Source organism: Paenibacillus sp. sgz302164 (genome assembly GCF_056120505.1).
Map to the genome: position 1 here is coordinate 50,230 of NZ_JBVYOL010000026.1, position 18,010 is coordinate 68,239.

Genomic DNA, 18,010 nt, shown 5'->3' on the forward strand with positions numbered 1-18,010 from the left:
GGAAACCAATTTTATTTCTTCTGGGTATTTACCGTGTTCTGAATAGGTGCGCTCCCATAGACTGATGTTGTAAGTTAACCACCTAAACAACCACGTCACCAACTTCAGCTAACGAAATAAAGGAGGTGCTTTTCCATGGGATATCTAAGACCAAATAACGCAGCTCCCGTATTCCCGACTTATACGATGCCGATTCATACGGGACCAAACATGATGCCAAACGTAATGCCGGCCTACACCATGCCGAATGCAATGCCGAACGTGATGCCGGCCGCCTACGCGCCGCCTGTCGCGCCTAAACCGATTCATCATAACATTCATTTGCACGCGATCCAGCAAACTGCTGTAGTGTATCCGAAACCCGTGCATCATGTGAAGCCGGTAGCAGTCGCTCCTTACAACAACGTCGGAAGCATTCTTGTTCTCTTCATCCTGCTAATCATTATTACCCGCGGTTTTTTCCATCATCATAAATGCTAGTCATATTTGCAAGCTGAATGGAAAGGGTCTGACCCAAACGCAGCATTGGCTGCCGGAGGGCAGACCCTTTTCGCTTTATCGCCGCAACTTGCGCAACTGTTCATGAAGCAGCGGCTTGGCAGGCCGGAAAACCTGCAAAAACTCTCATGGCGCCGTGGACAAAACGTGACCCTACAGAATGAAAATAATCAGGTCCCAGAAACCCGCCCGCCAGAGCCGGTCGCACAATCTGCCTGTTTGCGCGGAGAAAGCCTGCAAAAGTCAGGAATTCGCGCGATAGGAGGCAGCAATTGCTCGGCAATGCGGGCGGAAAAAGCCTGCAAAAGTACAGTTTTTGCCCGATGGATGCGCTGGCCACGACAAATTCCTGCAATTGTGCAGGCTTTTTGCCGCGAACAGGGGCTCTGGTTCATTTTCCTTGAAAAAGCCTGCACAATCGCAGGCTTTTCGCCAAAATGAACCATTTTTGCGAAAAAAGCCTGCACTTTTGCAGGCTTTTCCGCGTTGCCAGCGGGTGCGGCTACCCGCCCGCCGTCATGCAGCGCAACCCCGCGCGCTGGGAGCTGCGCGGGGTAAGCGAGCGGCCTCGCAGTTGCAGTTTTGCCGCCCGGCCGGCTGCTTCACAAATGGCTGCGCCGACCTTTGGTGCCCCGCGGAGCGAAGGCGCAAATAAGCTGCTCGGTCGGCTCGTCGGAACGCTTGTGTTCGCCCCTGAGCCCGGCGGAGCGTCTTTCAATTGCCGATCCCCGTTTAGGGGGACGGCTTGCGACCTCATATGACCGGCGGAGCCCAAAACTTGTTCTATCTTCCGAAGCCTTGGTTCAAAGAAAGCGGGAATCGGGTGGCTCTTTTGATCGAAGGGATGGAAGAGGAGGCGCAATTATCGGGGTTAACATTTAAGCTCGTTGATTGAATAGAGAAGAGGCCAGTGGGGGCGCTTGCGTGCGGCCCTTGCAAGGCCTCTTCTTGACGTTTGGTTATGCAGCGTGTATTAATAAAATATGGAAAATATCATCAGTCTTATGATTTGATTGGAATTTTCGGGACGTGTCAAGCCTTAGCTGTAATTGAAGGAGGAGCAAGCGTGCAGAAGTCAAGGATCAGTAAAATTTTACTTATCGCAAGCGGTTTGTTCGTTGCCATGATTTCAACGACAAATGCGGATAACCCGGAGCAAATAACCAAATCATCCGCAGCGCTAAAGGTCAATGGCGTTAAGAAAGATCTACCCGGGGAACTTCAGATTTATAACATTAACGGCCGCACTTACGTGCCCCTCAGGTATGTGGCGGATCAATTGGGCGGAGCCGTCTATTACGATCAAAAATCTGCAGCTATTGAAATCAATCAGCCCCAAAATTCCGAAAAATACGCATCGGTTAGCTCGATAAAAAAATTCGATGACTTTACACTGGCGCTTCATTCAGGCAAAAGCGTCTACGCCCGGGACGAAGTAATAAACGTATGGTCCACGCTGTCTTATCAGGGCGCTGAGAAAACAGATTTTATACACGGACTGCCGTCGCTCACCTTCTCTATTACAGATCAAGACGGGATTAGAGAGGGCGGTTATGTTGCAGCATCCGGAATCAAAGTGGAGTTGAACCCGGGAAATGAGATCGCTCATAACTTTCCCCTAAGCACGATATTGGAATTTAATTTCCGGAAAAGCGGCAAGCCGGATTACCAAAAGTTCCTGGAAAATCCGGACTCCAACCCGGCGTATTTGCCGCCCGGAACTTATACAATTAAAGTGTACGCAAGCTTTTTGAAGGGCGAAGGTGTCGAAAACGACCGGGATGAAAGCGCAGAAATGCAAATACAGGTGAAATAACATGAAAACCACTGACCGTGCGGGTCAGTGGTTTTTTACCAGCGAATAAACCTGCCTCTAAACGCGGTCGCTCATCTTCGAAAGACATCGATAGAGGTTTATCTCACTTCTTAAGTCGGAGGAAGTATCCGTCTGGGGGCCGGGAAAAAGACTGGACTTGAGCAAGTTTTTGAAAAATTCTCCGAACCATATAATGGAAAAGTCAAAGATGATGGTGATGGGGAGTGAATATGATGGGTAATACAAAAATGAGGAGTTCGGTTGAAACAACGAATTTAAATCGCAAAATTTTCCAAGGGGAAAAGTGGTTGGTTCTTACAGGAATGCTTGGCTTTCTGCTTGCAGGGATATGTGCAGTATGGGTGTTGTTGTACGGAGGGCCCGTTTCCCCTAAAGGCAACGTTCTAAATGCGTTCTCCTTCAATGCTGCGTTGGGTATGTTTTTGATTTCGACGGCGGCAATCGCTCCTTTTTCCGAGTTAGGTACCAGAGGCAGAGCTTTCTTTCGATGGTTTTATATTATTCTGGCGCTTTATTCTTACTTTGCTGAAACCGTTCAAAATTTCCGCGGGGTCAACCCGAGATTTGTAAAGGGCGGCACACATTTTGATGCAATGGTCGGTTCTATTTTTGCTTTTGTCGCTTTGCTGTTGATTCTGAGTTATCTATTCCTGGCAGTTCAATATTTCCGCCGAAAAGCAATCGCGCTCCAACCGGAGCTGGTGCTGGGCATCCGCTATGCGATGGTCGCAATCATGCTTTCGTTTGCGGCCGGTATCTGGATTTCTCTCAATATGGGCCGAACCGTTGGCCTTCATGGCAATATAATTTGGCTGCACGGTCTCGGCTTTCACGCTCTGCAAGCCATGCCGATTGTCGCCTGGCTGACCAAACGAACCCCGCTGACGGCCAAGGCCCGCAGCAGTTTGCTTCATACCGCAGGCACCGCCTACGTGCTCGGCTTATTGGCGCTCGGCTGGCAAACGTATCTGGGCCGCTCCGTTTTTGAATGGTCGACGCTTCCGTTTGTTGTTCTCGGATGCTTTTTGATTTCGTTAGCGGCAGGGGCGCAAGCGCTGCGAAAAGCGTGGCCGCTCGCTAGAGCCGGCGGCACATCTGTTTGACAACGCGGAGAAAACCTGCAAAAGTGCAGCTTTTTGCCTGTTGAGAAGCCTGGTGCGGGAAATTCCTGCAAAAGTGCAGCTTTTTCAGTGGGTACAGGGGATCTGACCCATTTTTACCCGAAATTCCTGCACAATCGCAGGCTTTTCCCAAAATGAGTCATATTCGCAAAAAAAGCCTGCACTTTCGCAGGTTTTCCGAAGCTGTAGCGGTCGATGGATGTCCAGGAAAACCGTTTATTAGCGGGTCACTGCCATAAAATTATGCAAGGATTTGAAAGGAATTTTGCCTTTTCGGACCGAAATAGTATTGGCATTCCGATGCTTTGGTCAAGCTAAGTGCTACATGATGAATGGTTTAGGTTACTAAGGAGATGTTTGATAATGTTAATAAAGGAAAATAAAACCATTGTTTGTTTGGGCGAGCTGTTGATCGATTTTGTGCCGGACGTGAACGGGCAGGCACTGGCGGATGTGGCCGCCTTCCAGCGGGCGGCAGGCGGAGCGCCGGCCAATGTGGCGGCAGCCGTCGCCAAACTGGGCGGCGAGGCGCGGTTTATCGGCAAAATCGGCCGCGACCCGTTCGGCGATTATTTGAAGCGCACGCTTGAGGAAGTCGGCGTGCAGGCGGCTGTAATCCAGACCGACGAGGCGAAGACCGGTCTGGCTTTTGTGTCGCTGCGGGCGGACGGCGAGCGCGACTTTTTGTTTTTCCGCGACCCGGCGGCGGACATGCTGCTGCGCGCCGACGAAGTCGAGGCGCAGTGGCTGGCGGACGCGGCCGTGTATCACTTCGGCTCGGTGTCGCTGATCGCCGAGCCCTGCCGCACCGCGACGCTCGATGCGGCGCGCCGCGCGCGCGAGCTTGGCGCATTGGTGTCGTACGACCCCAATGTGCGCCTCGCGCTGTGGCCGAGCGCCGACGCCGCTCGGCGGGAAATACTCGCGCAGCTGCCGCTGGCCGATGTGGTCAAGGTGAGCGAGGAGGAAATCGAATTCCTCCTCGGCACCGACGCGACAACAGGGGCGCAGCAGCTGCTGGCGCAAGGCCCCAAAGTGATCGTCATCACTTTGGGCGCCCAGGGCTGCCGTGTCGTGACCGCACGGCAGGATGTGACCTTCCCCGGCCAGCCTGCGGCGGCCGTGGATACGACCGGCGCAGGCGACAGCTTCGTCGGCGCCATGCTGCTGCAGCTGGCGGCGCTCGGCGCTTCGCCGGCTGGGATCGCGGACGCGCTCGGCGAAGCCGGAGCCGCGGAGCGGGTATTCGCGTTCGCGAACCGCGTGGGCGCGATCACGACGACACGCCGGGGCGCGATCCCGGCGCTGCCGACGCTCGCCGAGGTGCAGGCGTAGCCGCGGCGCGCAAAGATGCTGTCCCGTTCGCAATGTACGGGACAGCCCGAAAATCAGGCAAAAGGACCTCAAATTCCACTACTGAGTGGAATTGAGGTCCTCTTTTCGTACAGCCCCTTTGTATTTTAGCGATACAAGCGGTTATTCTTTCACTTCCGTGATGCGGCCGTCTGTTTTGGGGCTGATCGATTTGCGTTTGCCGAGCGCTTCCTCTACCAGTTCATAGAGGGTAATGCCGGTGTTCAGCGCCTTTTTGCCTTTGAACATTTCGTACCCGTCGCCGCCGGCTGCGATAAAATCGTTGGTTGCCAGCTTGTATGTTTTGTCCGGGTCAAGCGGCTGGCCGCCTACTTTGACTTCGAGGACGCGCTGGCCGGCAGGTTTGGCCGGATTGTAGGTGAAGGACATGCCGCTGATTTGCGGGAACCGGCCTGCGCCGTTTTCCACCTGACTGACGCCGTTTTCAAGGGCTGCTTTCAGCTCGCTGCCTTTGGCATCGAGAATGACGACGGTGTTCGGGAACGGCAGCACGTCGTAGAGCGCTTTTTTCGTGATGTCGCCCGCTTTTACCTGCGTCCGGATGCCTCCGCCGTTAGTCAGCGCCACATCGGCATTGTTTCCTTGAATGGATTGGGTGCGCTCCACCATCACGTCTGTGATGAAGTCGCCCAGATTCGTTTCGCGTTTGCGGACGAAGTTGCGGTCGCCGTCCAGATCGACATCGGTTTTGGCGATGACTACGTTTAACGCGGTATCGATTTGTTTCACAATCGTTTCCACTTGTTTGGCGACGTCCGGATCGGGCTGGACGTTCTCGTCATATTCCAGCAGGCCGCCGGTAAAGTTGACCAGCTCGTTTTTATAATAGTATAAGTCAGCGCGTCCGAGCGATTTGCCGTATTCCCAATCCTGCACGATGTAAGTTCCGTTAACGACTTCCGGATCGCGGAGCGGGGTGTGGGAGTGGCCTCCGATAATCAGGTCGATTCCGGGCACTTGCTTGGCGATTTCCCGGTCCGTTTCGATGCCTACGTGGGAGACGACGACGACCCGGTCCACTTTCTTTTTCAATTCGGGCACTACTTTTTTGGCGATTTCGACAGGACTTTTGAAAGTCAGTCCCTGCACGTTGTCCGGGTGGGTCAGTATCGGCGTTTCTTCCGTTACGAAGCCGAGGAAGGCAAACTTTTTGCCGCCGATTTCCGCATAGTACACCGGTTCCAGCAGGTTGTTGCCGTCGCTTGTAAAGACGTTGGCGTTAATAATCGGATATTTCAACTGATCGCGAAGGTTGAGCAGCTGCTTGTAGCCGAAGTCGAACTCGTGGTTTCCTGCGGCCATCGCGTTGTATTTCAGCCCGTTCAGGATAGGTAGGATGGATTCTCCTTTGAATTGATTGACAAAAACGGTGCCTTGAAACGTATCGCCGGCGTCCATCAGCAGGAAATTCGGATTCTCACCGCGCCACTGTTTGATCAGCGTCGCTATTTTCGCATAACCGAATTCTTTGTTGCTTTTGTTTTCTTCGATGTGCCCGTGCACGTCGTTCGTATGTCCGATTGTGATGTGGAGCGTAACCGCATCTCCAAGAGCGTTCAGAAAGCTTCCGCGTGTCACCGTGGATTCCTCGGGAAGCGTCAGGTCGTAGTTTAATTTGGCCGCGATTTGTTTGATTTGCGCAGCTGTGAGCTGTTGGTCGGGAGACGCTGCTTCGTCGGCGGTAATCAGACCTTTGGACTGAGCCAAAGAAAGCTGACCCCCTGCCCAATGACGCTTAGCGGCGCTGTCTGTCGTAATGCCGGTCAAGCCCTGTACTCTTTCCAGTACGGTAACAACTTCGGCCAGCGTGACCGGGCGATCCAGCGCCAGGTTTCCGCCGAGATCTCCTTCTACCCATGATTTCTTTTGCATCCACTCTACGTGAGAGACCGGTTTGACCGGCGCAGCAAAAACGGAGCCTGCGGTTAGCGCCGAAATTAAAACCCCCGAAATAACGGCGCCGCATAATTTCAACTTTTTCATCGTAGAAATTCTCCTCTCAATTCTGTTTCATATCAGTATAACGGATGCACATTTTAATAGAGTTAACTTGTTATAAAGTTTTTATAAAGGATTTGTAAGAATATGTTGAAACTTTTAAAAGAGTATGGTACTTTAGAATTACTTGAGCATGGTGCGGAAGAACCGCCTGTTTCATTCGTCTCTCAAACGGATGGACAGGCGGTTTGTCATTCGCAAAGAAAAAAGGTATTTACATATATGTGTATTTAGTGTAATATTTGGAATGAACACAACAAACATCGCTAGATTTGCGAAGAACGCAGATTTCGGACATGAGTCCGGGGTTTGCGTTCTTTTTTGCTTTTTAACTGCATGAGAGGGAGAGGGGGAGCGGCATTGAATCGCAGGAGAAGCCTGTTCATCAGTTTCACGGCGGCGATTGTCGCCGGTTGTCTTGTCTATGCCGTGTATGTGCTGCAAATGAATCAAGTGGAGCTGCAGCAAACTGTTCAGGTCGTCGTGCCTCAAGATTTTATCCGGACAGGCACTTTGATAAGCCGTGACATGGTGGGGCTTAAAGCTGTTCAGAAAGGAAGTGTTACAAGCGATATGATTACGGATTTGGAGGAGGTGATCGGTCAGGAATCGCTGCTCCCGCTAGGTACGCACGAGCCGATTTTGAAATGGAAAGTAAACCGGTATCATTTGCTGCCGTCCCGGCGTCAGGCGACTTTTCAAATACCGAAGGAATATTTGCTGTCGGTTTCCAACGGTATCCGGGCCGGGGATCTGGTCCGCCTCTTTGTGTCGTCTGCCGACGGGAGTCCGCGGAAGCTTTTTGATCAGGAAATCGTTGTCGCTTCCGTGAAATCGTCGGCTAACGTCGAAATCGACAATCCCAAAAATTCCAATCTATTGTCGAAAGCGGAGGGAGATGCGGAAAAAATGTACGTGTCCCGGCTTGAGGCCAACGGGGCGATCGATCAAATTAATTTGAATTTGACGGAGGAAGAGTGGCTGGAAGTGGACCGGCTCTGCAGCACCAAAAAAGCAAAGCTCGTCATCGCGTTCAGCTCCTCCTCGATTCTGTCGGTAGAATAAAGGGGGGATTATGATGCGAACTCTATTGCATTCGACGGACGAAAGGCTTATCGATGAACTGACAAATGTGGTGTTTCAAGAGCATTTGGACTGGACGGTATGCGCATCTGCAGAGGAGATGGAGCGGGAATTGCTTAAGCAGCCCCACTCCCGCCTGATTGTGTCGGACCGCCATATGGATTTCGGAGTTTTGGAAGAAACGCTCGAGCGTTACCGGAAGCAATGGCCGGAGATGAAAATTATGGTGCTTATATCCAATTACCATGATACGTCCGTCAACGTGAAATATGTCAAGATGTGCAAGCTGAAAAAGCTTGATTACGTCCAGCCGGGCCGGGGGACGGCGATTATTGCGGATTTGATCAGAGCCTGGGTCGATCAACCGGAAACCGATCCATCCACTTCCCAAGGGCAGGGGAAGCTGATTGCTTTTGTCGGTTCTACGCCGAATATCGGCACTACGCTTGCTTCGTTCGGTACGGCATACGCTTTGGCGGCGGAATCTTCCGCAAGTGTAGGGTATATGTGCCTGAATTTGAAAAGCTCCAAGCTTCACCGTTATTTGGGACGGGACGACAAGGCGTTCACGCTCGACGGATTGCGGGCCGAGCTTAAGGCGCAAAGCTTGACGCCCCACAGGCTGCGGCAAGTATGCGACAAGCTGCGCGAGGCACCGGGGCTGCATGTGCTCTTTGGCAACATGCTCAGAGAGCAGGCGGAGTTTTTTACGCCGATGGAGGTCGTGCATCTGCTGCGCGTCGCCCGCGCCGCTTTCGATGTGTGCGTAGTCGAGGTAAACGCCTACTGGGATAATGCGGCGACGGTCTGCGGCCTGTTGGAAGCCGATACGAGGATCGTCGTGACGACCCCGGATCTGGCCCAGTTCCAGGAGGACTTCTCCAAATGGATCAGGCAGGTTGGCTCTGTTTTCGGACTGCAGCCGGACACCTTCGACTTGATCGCCGTACAGACGGATACAAGTCCGCAAAGGGAGGCTTTCAACAGCAAAGACATTCGGAAAGAAACCCAACTGCATCTGATCGGGGAAATTTCCAGACATGCCGACGCCCTTTCATTTTGCAATCAGGGAAAGCTGCTGGAGCTATACAAGCCGGGCCATCCGATGAGAGAAGAAACGGCCGCTATTGCGCGCAAGCTGAGCGAATATTATCAGCTGCCCCGAAGATCGGTCTCGCGCAAAGCGACCTGGATCAGACGGATTTTAACAAGGCGCGCGGCGACTTGACGACATTTTGCGGGAAAGCGGGTGAGAGAAGTGAGCGAGGAGAAATTTTCCGTCATTACGTACATGCACGCGCGCAGCGACAAGGAGGCGATCACGGGGAGGGGCCTGTCTGAACGGTTTGAGCGCTCAAACCGGTTTGATGAGCGCGCTCAGGCGGATAGTGTGTTTCAGCAGTGGGTGCAGGACATCCGCGGCGAGTTGGCGATGGCGAAAGGGCGAAACGACGAGGAAAAACAGCAGTACAACGAGACGCTGAACCGCGCCATTCTCGGCTATGAGGAAGACCGCGGCAAGCTGCTCGCGATGATTCACGATTTGGCCGCCAAGCGCAGGCTATCCGAGCTTCCTCCCGGCGTCAGCAGCTTCGCTACTTTGCCGGAAGCGATATTTGCCGAGATTATCGGCCTTAACGTGCTGGAGCTTGTGCTCAAAAACCGGGAAGGTCTGGAAGAGATCCAAGTCGTGGGGAGGCAGATTTTTGAAGTAAGGAACGGAACGCCCGTCCCGTCCGTTCACACGCTGCCTTCGGTGCGCGATTTGGAACGGATTCAGCAAAATTTGGTGCTTTTTAATCAGGATACGTTAAATCCGCGCAAACGATGGGCCGAGGTTGTGCTTCGGGACGGTTCGCGTGTTACGATGACTGGCTTCGGGTTCACTGCAGAGCCGACTTTAACGATACGTTTTTATACGGTACAGCGATTCGATCTTGCTGCTCTCGCTTCGCCGGAATTAGCGACCATCGATGACAAAATGAGAGATTTGATTTTATGTTTCATACGTTCCTGTTTCAACATGGTCGTGATCGGACCGACGAATTCCGGCAAAACGAATCTGATCAAAGCGATTATTGCGGAAATGGACGATAATGAGCGCATCATTACGATCGAGTCGAGATTCGAGCTGAATTTGCGGCGGGATTTTCCGCATAAAAACATCGTTGAGTACGAGATCGACGAAGAAGATCCCCGGCATTCGGGTTTACAGGCTTTTAAGCTGGCGCTGCGCCAATCCCCCAAACGCATCTGCCATGCCGAAATACGCGATAACGACGCGAACTTATATGTTCGGGCCTGCACGCGTGGGCATGAAGGGAGCATAACATCCGTCCATGTCAGCGAATTGGAGGATGTGCCGGATGCGATCGCCGATATGTGCATGCTGGACGGCAGGGGCATGGATTCCGCCCGTCTGGCCAAACGGATCACGGAATATGTGACACATATCGGAATGGAGATGGCTGTCGTCAACGGAAAACGAAAAATGGTGAGAATCGGCGAGTACAGTTACAAAAACGGGGAGGTCCATGTAAGCGATCTCGCAGTTTATGACGATTCCGAAAATCGATGGAAATTTCCCGGGAAATTGTCGGATAGCGCATCGCAAAAAATCTACAAAAAGGACCGAATCGGTTATGCGCTGCTGACACGGTTCGGATGGATCGGGAAAGAGGGCGAATGAGCGGATGATGCTTTTCGCCAAATACAGCTTTCTCATGATGCTTTTCGCCCTGTGTTACTTATCCGTAAGAGTATTGCTCCATGCGCTCATCCGACAGCGTAAAGCGAGGTACAGGCTTCACTATGTCCGACATGCCCGAATCGGCAGCAGATTAAGCGAATATTTGGCCCAAAGATATCGGCTTTATTCGTATTTGAGCGAGATGCTGGAATCCGTCGAATCTTCTTTAACCGTTGCAAATTTATTGATGATTAGCGTCCTGCTGTTTTTGGGAGGAGCTATGACGGGGGCGCTGTTTTTTCAAAGCTTCAAGGGAGTTGCCGTTGTCGCGCTGATCTGCGTTTCGCTGCCTTTTATGGCGCTGCGGATGAAGCTGGTTAGCCTGCGCATGCACACCAGACTGGATTTTTTGCCCGCGGTGGAAGTGTTTTACCAGTATTATATGATTGCTCCGCACAAAAATTTGCGGACAGCTTTGCAAGCATGTCTGGAAGAAGAGCGGATTTTGTATCCGATTAAACCGGTTTTCGAGCAGCTCTACCGCAATTTGATGACGCAAAGGGATACGGAGGAAAGTTTGCGAATTTTTTCGCTTACGCTGGGCCACGTTTGGGCCGACTATTTTGTCGGAATTGTGAGGGTTGCGCTAACCGAAGGGAGCTATGTCGGAGAAAGCTTAAAGGTATTAATTACCGATATGCGCAAAGCGCAAATATCCGATCAGGCGGAGCGGAACAAACTGCTTGAAATACGCATCGCCAATTTTACTCCGATTTTGTTTCTTGCCTTATTTCTCTTCATCAATTTTAAAATTAATCCGGAAAGCGCCTATCAGTACTATGTCCTGGATCCGGGAGGGCGGAACATGCTGCTGGATGCCTTGCTGCTTATTTTTGCGTCGTTTCTGATGGGCATTTATTTATCTTTGCGAAGAATGTGAGGGGGATGTCAATGGTTATAGCGAGCGCGCAGCTTTATTGGCTTCAAGTTTTGTCGAACGGGCTTCTTTTTATCGTCATCGCTGCGGCTCTCTATCATGTGCTGGCTCAAATGCCGGTGAGAACGAGAAGATGGCGGGCGCTCGGGATCGCCGAAATAGTCCGGGAAAAACGGCCGCCCGGCTGGCTGCTCAAAGTTTTAAGGATCGGCGGCAAAAAAATCGAGGAGAAGAGGCAGCTTCTGCACGGCTGCGGTATTCAGGTTGATGCGGCATTGTTCGAGGGGGGCCGCCGCCTGGCGGCCATTGTATTGATGCTTGTGTCCATCGGCAGCTGTTTGGCGTTCCGGTACCAGATGTTTACTTTTTTTGTGAATCCGGTCTATGTGCTGGCTGCAGCGTCATGTTTGCTTATTTTCGTGCTTTTGGATAAAAAAGTACTGGCTTATATGAAGGAGCAGAGAGCCCACCGCATCGTCAAAGAGATTTATGTCGTCAGCCATCATCTGCTGTATTACAGCGAATCGAGGTTGAACCTGCATGCCAAGCTGTCGCAATGCGTGTCCCGGACGCGGACCGTTCGCGGGGCATTTCAACTGCTCATAAATGAGTGGTACCAGGATGCCGAATCGGCTATCCGCCGATTCAAGCAAAGGTTGGGTACGGACGAGGCATACAGCTTTGGGGAAACGTTGAACGCGCTGAGACTTAACGAGCATGAGGATTATTACGGGCTGCTAAGGCAGCGGATACAGGATTACAAGGAGAAGATGGAGCTTGTCCGGGAAAGCAGGAAGGAAACGGTATCCTACATGCTTTTCGTGCTTGCCGGGCTGCCGATTCTCAACACGTTTCGGGTGTTTATGTATCCGTGGATCGTAGAAGGCCAGCGTTTATTTAATTCTATTAACTAAATAAGGGAAGGTTGATTGTGTGTGCGAAATATTTTGATTACAGTCATGATGCTGATCGTTGTGGCGCTGCTGTTTACGAATATCATTAACAACGGAACGACAGGAATGAAACAAAATATTCAAACGCACGGCAATGCGGCTAATACGAGCATTTCGTCATTGACGCCGTGAGGTCCATGTTGATTACGGTTATGTTGGTGCTGGTTATTATTGTGATCTATAACGGCGCGGTAGGGGGAAATGCCGGTATGCGCCAGCAAGTGAAAGACAGCGGCGGACGAATCAATACGGTTATTGAGCGGATCGATCCATGAAACAGATTCTCGTATTTATTCTTTTTGCGGCGATGCTCTGCTGGTTCATGTTTTCTCCGGTTTACAAGCATGTTATCATTTTGCGGCAGGCGCTTTTGCAAAAGGAAGTCGATTATATGCTTGAGGTCGGCGCCAGCGGCAAATACGGCTATATTGACGCAGCCATGATCCAAGCCTCCAGAGGGCGTATGGAAGAGAGGGGATTCGTTCCGGCGGATTTGACCTATAACGTGACCTCGACCTCAGGATCCGGCGGAACGAGCGCGAGTCAGCCGCTGCTGCGGGGAGCGGGGCTCCATTTGACGATTACGTATCCGTATCACCGCTTGTTCGTCATTGACGGTCTTATCGGAATCGCGGTTCCTTCCGCAGGCGAGCGAATGGGAGCGGCGGGAATGAAAATGAGCGAATATGTGCCTTAAGGCTGGAGAGATGCGATGTATAAGCTGCTGCTGTTTATATTGATGAGCGTCGTCTATATGACGATGTACACGCTGCAGGCCGACGAGGAATTGGCGATGCATACGCTGTTTCAGGGCAAGCATGCTTTGAACGCTGCGGCACATGCGGCTGCGCAGCAAACCGATCCGGTCAAACTCGCGGAGGGAATCCGCTCTATCGATGAAGCGGCGGCACAGCAAACGGCCCTCCGGTATTTACAGGCCAACCTTCGCCTGGACGAGCTCAATGACCCGCTGCCGGATACGTTTTTGCGGTCACCGGTGCAAGTGGTTTTGTTTAAGGTGGTTAATGACCGGGAGACGTTTCCTTATACTTTTACACATCCGGGGTATAGCTACTCGGTCACTTTGAACAGGCCGGGGGTTATTATGTTTATCCGCCTTGAATACCCGCGTACGTATGCCGTGCTGCAGCCGATTGCCTGGACCGTCAAAGCTGCGGCGGAGATGGTGTATTGAAAAAAGAGACGCTTCACCGGCTGTTTGCACAGCTATGGAACCGTCCCTTTTTGCTCTTATTTAAACAAATAGCGGATGTATGCGCCGATCACATCGCGGGCTTTTCCTTCGGAGGGCAGCATGTGGCTATCCATGCCGGGCAGCACGTTAACCTCTATGATGCCTCCTCCTGTTTGAGAAATCGGGCTGCCGATGTCGGGGCAACGAATATCAATGCCTGCGACATCTATATCGAGCGCAGCCGCTGCGGCAATCGCAATGCTTGCATTTTCGCTGCAGATCTCATCGGTTCTGTCGATGTTTTCTCCGCCGGTAAAATCATTGCTGTTCAGCCTCAATGTCACCTTTCTGCCAGCAGGCACGATGCTGTCCAGACTGAGTTTCATAGATTGAAGATGGAAAAGCAGCGGCGGATCGATGGGAATAAGCATCAACGGCTTGTTCTCGTCCTTTGTGCCGCGTCTCGGATCTTCATTTGCCTTGCGGATCAGTTCTTCAATGGTGGAAAATCCGTCTCCGATAACGGACGGAGGGCGGGTCTCCAGAACGCCGACGACTGCTTTGTCGATAACCAGCACCCGATAATCCCGACCCGCCGCCTGCTGCTGCAGGATGACATGAGGACTGTAAGCCAGCGCGTGCGTAATAGCCTCTTCAAGCTGCGGTTCGGAAGTTACATTCATAACAATGCCTACACCGCGGTTCGTATTGAACGGCTTTACGACGATCGGAGCCTGTGAGGCCAAAAAATCCGCCGCTTCTTTGCTGAACGCCTGGATGAGGCGGTACTCGGGAACGGGGAGTTTGCGTTCTTGAAGAAGCATATTGGTCGCTACCTTATTCGTAGATAGGAAGCCTGCGATAAAGGGCAGTTTGTGGGACCTTGTTTTGTTGATAAATATTCGTTTGATTCCATTGTCCAAAACAAGAATATCTTCAAGACCGGGAATGAGCGGCCGGCAGCTAATGCCCATCGTTAAAGCTTTTTCCATAATGAGCCTGTTATGAATATTCGTGAGTTGCATGGTTGTTCACCCCGCCAGAAATCTTAGATAACAAAAATAAGTAAATAAACAGGCACAACAGGCAGCAAACGCTCATAACAACGAGCACGTAAGCGATGCTGATCGAGCCTGCGGCCGCACTTGCGAGAAATACGCCAAGCGGAATAAAGCCCCGGTCTGCCATGATGACGCTCATTAACCGTCCGCGCATCCGTTCGGGAGCATGCATTTGGAAGAGGATGCGGCTCGCCGTGCGAAAGGCTTGCGAAAACAATCCCATGAGCAGCAAAGCTCCGGCAGCGAGCCAATAATTAGCGCTTAGCGAGAAGAAGAACATGGCGCCGACGAAGCCAAAGGCGAACCAAGGGATGTAAGTTATTAAGCGCACGGAATCCAGCCGCGCGAGCGCGTATGCTCCTATTACCGCCCCGGCAGCGGTAGCCGTGAGCAAGTAGCCGAAAGATTCGGAGCCTTGATGAAGTACGTCCGTTACGTAAATGGGTACCAAAGAGGAATAGGAAAAACCGAAAAACATCAAGCAGACGCTGAGCAGCAGCAAAAGCAGAAGCTTGGGCTGCGAACGCAAAAAAGCGGCAATCGGCCGGAACCCGCCCCGGTCGTTCGAAGCTGCCCCGGGCTCGGGACGGTTTGTGTTCTTCGGAATTGCAAACAATGTGGCGAACACGGTAATTTGAGCCAGCACATGAACAAAGAACAGCGGAGCAACACCGACGCGGGCCATCATTACGCCGGCAATAGCAGGCCCGATCATGCGCGCCACATTCAGCATCGTTGTATACAGCGCAACGCCGCTTGCGATTCCCCCCTGGGGCACGATATCCGGCAACAGCGCATTGCGAACAGGAGGTTCCATTTCATCGAAGATGCCTCTCAGAAGAATCAGCGCAGAGAGGATCCAGATGTTTTTTTGTCCGGATGAAACGTACAAGGCGAGAATGAGGCCGAGACTTAATATGGGAATATACAACCAGATCAGAAGCGTACGCTGCGGAAAGCGGTCGGCAAGTAACCCTCCCAGCAGTCCGATGAACAAAGCCGGCAGCAGTCGGCAAAAATTGATAACCCCCAAATAAAAGGGGGAGGAAGTCGACGTAAGTACATACCAGTTAAGTGCGGTAACACCGACATAATCACCGATGGATGCGAGCAGGCTCCCTGTAAAAAAACGTCTGTAAACGGGAGAATTCCATGCGGATACCGGCTTCATCGCTTCTCCTGTCCCTTTTCAAAAAGCGGGTTGGCGGCGTTCGCATAAACGTAATTTTTGACGTTGCCGACCAGCCGCATTTTCGTTAAAGCCTTGATTTGCACATTAGGCGCGAACAGCGCTTCTTCATCGGCGGCCGCCTCTTCGGCAAAAGCCGCATCCTGCTTCCATTGGGCGTAGAGCTTTCTGCATTTGCCGCTGACGATAGACCAGAACGAGGATTCCTGTAAACCGTAACAACAGCTTAGAACGTTGATAAGTTCGCCCAAATGATTTTGCATAAGAGCGTGAATCAGCTTGGTTCTGGCATCGTGAATCGAAGCGATGATAGAGGCGCCTTCCCGGCAGGGCAAATCGAATCCCTGCTTGTGCAAGCGGGTGAGGTCGATGCGCGCTCCGCCCAAATCCCGGATCATCATGCGCACAGGAAGGCCGTCCCTGAACACGGTCAAGCTGTTCTGCAGGTGAGTTTCCAAGCCAATGCCATATTTGCTTAGCAGCTTTAATGGAATTAAGGCGATATCGCAATAGGCCGAGAAAAATGACAGCGCATTTGCGACTTCTTCGACTTCGTCGTCCGGGCAGCTTGCCCGAATAAACTGTTCGATCAAGAGCCGCCCGTCGGGTGCGGCCGTTTCCAACAGTGCTGCGCCAACGACAACGATTTCTCCATCGGCCAGAAACGAGTCGGGATTTTCCCGGAGCAGGAAAGCCAGATGCTTGGCTGACGGTTGGTTGTCTTCCGAGAGCGGCGACATATAGTTCACTCCGCCTATTTCACCCAGAATCCGAATGGCGGAGCGGCAGTCCGGTTCCTGCTCCATGATTTGGCGCAGCGTTTTCGTGAGCAGCGGACCGTTCTGAACGGCCTCGATCGAAAGCGCGCGGACGGCGCTCGTCGTTTGCACATTCATCGGCAGCTTGATGTGCGGAGCCGCCCCGCCTCCTTCGCAGGCCGTATCAGGAATAACGGTGCGAATGGACAAAGTGGGCCAGGCAGGGAGGGTTGTGTCAAGCAAACGAATATGGCCGTGCTCGATGTCTCGGCCGAACAGATCGAAGAGCGTATGCTCCCACTGCCAAGGATGGACGGGAACGATGAGCCATTCGCCAGCTTCATGGGTCCCGAATCGATGGGAGAATTCGGTTTCAAGTCCTTCGGCTATGCCGAAAAACAAAGCATTTACTTCAGCGAGCGTCAAATGGGTAAATGAGGATTGGACAAACTCTTGCTTCACAGCGGCAAAATGAAGCCGAATACGTTGCCCGAATTCGGGAGAGTACCGAAAAACTTCGTCAGCCGTCATCCCGATTTTTGCCTTGGCTCCGGGGTGAATGGAATGCCCGTTGAAAGCGAATTGTTCATACGAATAGGTCGGTCCGAAAGAAGCCCGTCCGTTCGATTCGAGAATGTGGCTTTGCCAGGCCAGGGCAAAGGCCAGATTGGCCGTGCTGTCGGCTACCTCATGCAAAAAAGTCTCCTTCTGTTTAACGGGGAAATCGCCTTCATCAGCGATATACCTGGCGATTTCCAAAGGAGACAGCGGGTTTTGAGCGGATTGCCGGTTGGACATGAGATGCGGGTTCTTCAACTTGAAGCGTGAAAACGACATTTGGCGTGTAACTGTAAAGGAAATATGCTGCTGGCTTTTTTCTAAAAAGCAGGCTAACTGCCGGTCAGATTCCCGGCCGGCGGCCAGCTCGACGCAGGTGCGGTCATCCTCCCATTCCCGGATCAGAGCGTTCAGCAGCCTTTCGGATATTTTTTCACGGGCGGCCGGCAGCGCATCCCTGTAGTGGCCGAGCAGAAGGGGAAGATGGTTTTCGATATATTCGAATATGAGCTGCTCTTCGACTGTATAACGGGTCGAGCGGTTCATGAAATGAAACATAAATCCACCAGCCTTGTCTGTTTTATGAAAATGATTCTCATTATCGAACTTGATTATAATAGCACCCCATAAATTCCCTTGTCAATAATATCCAAAAATTCAAAGGAAACTATTGACAATCGATAAAATTGAAATTAGTATTTTTGTGATAATGATAATTATTATCACTAAAGTTAATGAACATATTACGAAAGGAAGCTG

The 18,010-nt window shown here is 51.9% G+C and carries 20 protein-coding genes; 16 read left to right on the forward strand and 4 right to left on the reverse strand.

Annotated elements, in window-relative coordinates; translation table 11 throughout:
• The first annotated feature begins 135 nt into the window (after positions 1–135).
• From AC0LWT_RS31400 to AC0LWT_RS31425, 6 genes are all read left to right on the forward strand, one after another.
• Positions 136–480 carry a hypothetical protein gene (locus AC0LWT_RS31400; protein WP_474685229.1) on the forward strand — a complete coding sequence of 115 codons (345 nt, stop codon included), beginning with the start codon at positions 136–138 and terminating at the stop codon, positions 478–480.
• A gap of 6 nt (positions 481–486) precedes the next feature.
• Entirely contained in the window at positions 487–939 is a 453-nt protein-coding gene (locus AC0LWT_RS31405; protein WP_474685230.1) for a hypothetical protein, read from the forward strand.
• A 304-nt stretch (positions 940–1,243) separates the two neighbouring features.
• The gene (locus AC0LWT_RS31410) at positions 1,244–1,393 is read left to right on the forward strand and encodes a hypothetical protein (protein WP_474685231.1); all 150 of its coding nucleotides are present in this window, start codon (positions 1,244–1,246) and stop codon (positions 1,391–1,393) included.
• 171 nt (positions 1,394–1,564) lie between these two features.
• Positions 1,565–2,314: a stalk domain-containing protein gene (locus tag AC0LWT_RS31415; protein ID WP_474685232.1), complete on the forward strand. Its 750-nt coding sequence runs from the start codon at positions 1,565–1,567 to the stop codon at positions 2,312–2,314.
• A gap of 308 nt (positions 2,315–2,622) precedes the next feature.
• Complete coding sequence (locus AC0LWT_RS31420) at positions 2,623–3,438, forward strand: hypothetical protein (protein ID WP_474685233.1); 816 nt, start codon at positions 2,623–2,625, stop codon at positions 3,436–3,438.
• Positions 3,439–3,819: 381 nt separating this feature from the next.
• On the forward strand, positions 3,820–4,791 hold the full coding sequence (locus AC0LWT_RS31425) for a PfkB family carbohydrate kinase (protein WP_474685234.1): 972 nt from the start codon (positions 3,820–3,822) through the stop codon (positions 4,789–4,791).
• 141 nt (positions 4,792–4,932) lie between these two features.
• Here the strand turns inward: AC0LWT_RS31425 and AC0LWT_RS31430 are convergent, their stop codons facing one another.
• Complete coding sequence (locus AC0LWT_RS31430; protein ID WP_474685235.1) at positions 4,933–6,813, reverse strand: bifunctional metallophosphatase/5'-nucleotidase; 1,881 nt, start codon at positions 6,811–6,813, stop codon at positions 4,933–4,935.
• Between the two features lie 102 nt (positions 6,814–6,915).
• On the opposite strand from AC0LWT_RS31430, the gene AC0LWT_RS31435 reads away from it, so the two are divergent.
• The 10 genes from AC0LWT_RS31435 to AC0LWT_RS31480 all read left to right on the forward strand — a co-directional run bounded on the left by AC0LWT_RS31435 (position 6,916) and on the right by AC0LWT_RS31480 (position 13,685).
• Positions 6,916–7,062: a hypothetical protein gene (locus AC0LWT_RS31435; RefSeq protein ID WP_474685236.1), complete on the forward strand. Its 147-nt coding sequence runs from the start codon at positions 6,916–6,918 to the stop codon at positions 7,060–7,062.
• A gap of 126 nt (positions 7,063–7,188) precedes the next feature.
• On the forward strand, positions 7,189–7,893 hold the full coding sequence (locus tag AC0LWT_RS31440; RefSeq protein WP_474685237.1) for a CpaB family protein: 705 nt from the start codon (positions 7,189–7,191) through the stop codon (positions 7,891–7,893).
• A 10-nt stretch (positions 7,894–7,903) separates the two neighbouring features.
• On the forward strand, positions 7,904–9,139 hold the full coding sequence (locus AC0LWT_RS31445; protein ID WP_474685238.1) for a CpaE/TadZ family protein: 1,236 nt from the start codon (positions 7,904–7,906) through the stop codon (positions 9,137–9,139).
• Positions 9,140–9,169: 30 nt separating this feature from the next.
• The gene (locus AC0LWT_RS31450) at positions 9,170–10,600 is read left to right on the forward strand and encodes an ATPase, T2SS/T4P/T4SS family (protein WP_474685239.1); all 1,431 of its coding nucleotides are present in this window, start codon (positions 9,170–9,172) and stop codon (positions 10,598–10,600) included.
• Positions 10,601–10,604: 4 nt separating this feature from the next.
• Complete coding sequence (locus tag AC0LWT_RS31455; protein WP_474685240.1) at positions 10,605–11,540, forward strand: hypothetical protein; 936 nt, start codon at positions 10,605–10,607, stop codon at positions 11,538–11,540.
• Between the two features lie 11 nt (positions 11,541–11,551).
• Complete coding sequence (locus tag AC0LWT_RS31460) at positions 11,552–12,451, forward strand: hypothetical protein (RefSeq protein WP_474685241.1); 900 nt, start codon at positions 11,552–11,554, stop codon at positions 12,449–12,451.
• 21 nt (positions 12,452–12,472) lie between these two features.
• Positions 12,473–12,622, forward strand: coding sequence for a hypothetical protein (locus tag AC0LWT_RS31465; RefSeq protein WP_474685242.1), 150 nt, complete (start codon positions 12,473–12,475; stop codon positions 12,620–12,622).
• Positions 12,623–12,627: 5 nt separating this feature from the next.
• Positions 12,628–12,765 (forward strand): hypothetical protein, encoded by a 138-nt coding sequence (locus AC0LWT_RS31470; protein WP_474685243.1) that lies wholly within the window; start codon positions 12,628–12,630, stop codon positions 12,763–12,765.
• Positions 12,762–13,187, forward strand: a complete 426-nt coding sequence (locus AC0LWT_RS31475; RefSeq protein WP_474685244.1) for a hypothetical protein — start codon at positions 12,762–12,764, stop codon at positions 13,185–13,187. The genes AC0LWT_RS31470 and AC0LWT_RS31475 overlap by 4 nt, the downstream gene beginning before the upstream one ends.
• A 15-nt stretch (positions 13,188–13,202) precedes the next feature.
• Positions 13,203–13,685, forward strand: a complete 483-nt coding sequence (locus AC0LWT_RS31480; RefSeq protein ID WP_474685245.1) for a hypothetical protein — start codon at positions 13,203–13,205, stop codon at positions 13,683–13,685.
• Positions 13,686–13,741: 56 nt separating this feature from the next.
• Here AC0LWT_RS31480 and AC0LWT_RS31485 read toward each other — a convergent pair whose 3' ends face one another.
• From AC0LWT_RS31485 to AC0LWT_RS31495, 3 genes are read right to left on the reverse strand one after another with little or no spacing between them, the layout of a single operon-like run.
• Positions 13,742–14,710, reverse strand: a complete 969-nt coding sequence (locus tag AC0LWT_RS31485; protein ID WP_474685246.1) for a hypothetical protein — start codon at positions 14,708–14,710, stop codon at positions 13,742–13,744.
• Positions 14,688–15,917: an MFS transporter gene (locus AC0LWT_RS31490; protein WP_474685247.1), complete on the reverse strand. Its 1,230-nt coding sequence runs from the start codon at positions 15,915–15,917 to the stop codon at positions 14,688–14,690. The genes AC0LWT_RS31485 and AC0LWT_RS31490 overlap by 23 nt, the downstream gene beginning before the upstream one ends.
• Positions 15,914–17,809, reverse strand: a complete 1,896-nt coding sequence (locus tag AC0LWT_RS31495; protein ID WP_474685248.1) for an IucA/IucC family protein — start codon at positions 17,807–17,809, stop codon at positions 15,914–15,916. The genes AC0LWT_RS31490 and AC0LWT_RS31495 overlap by 4 nt, the downstream gene beginning before the upstream one ends.
• Positions 17,810–18,010: the final 201 nt, after the last annotated feature.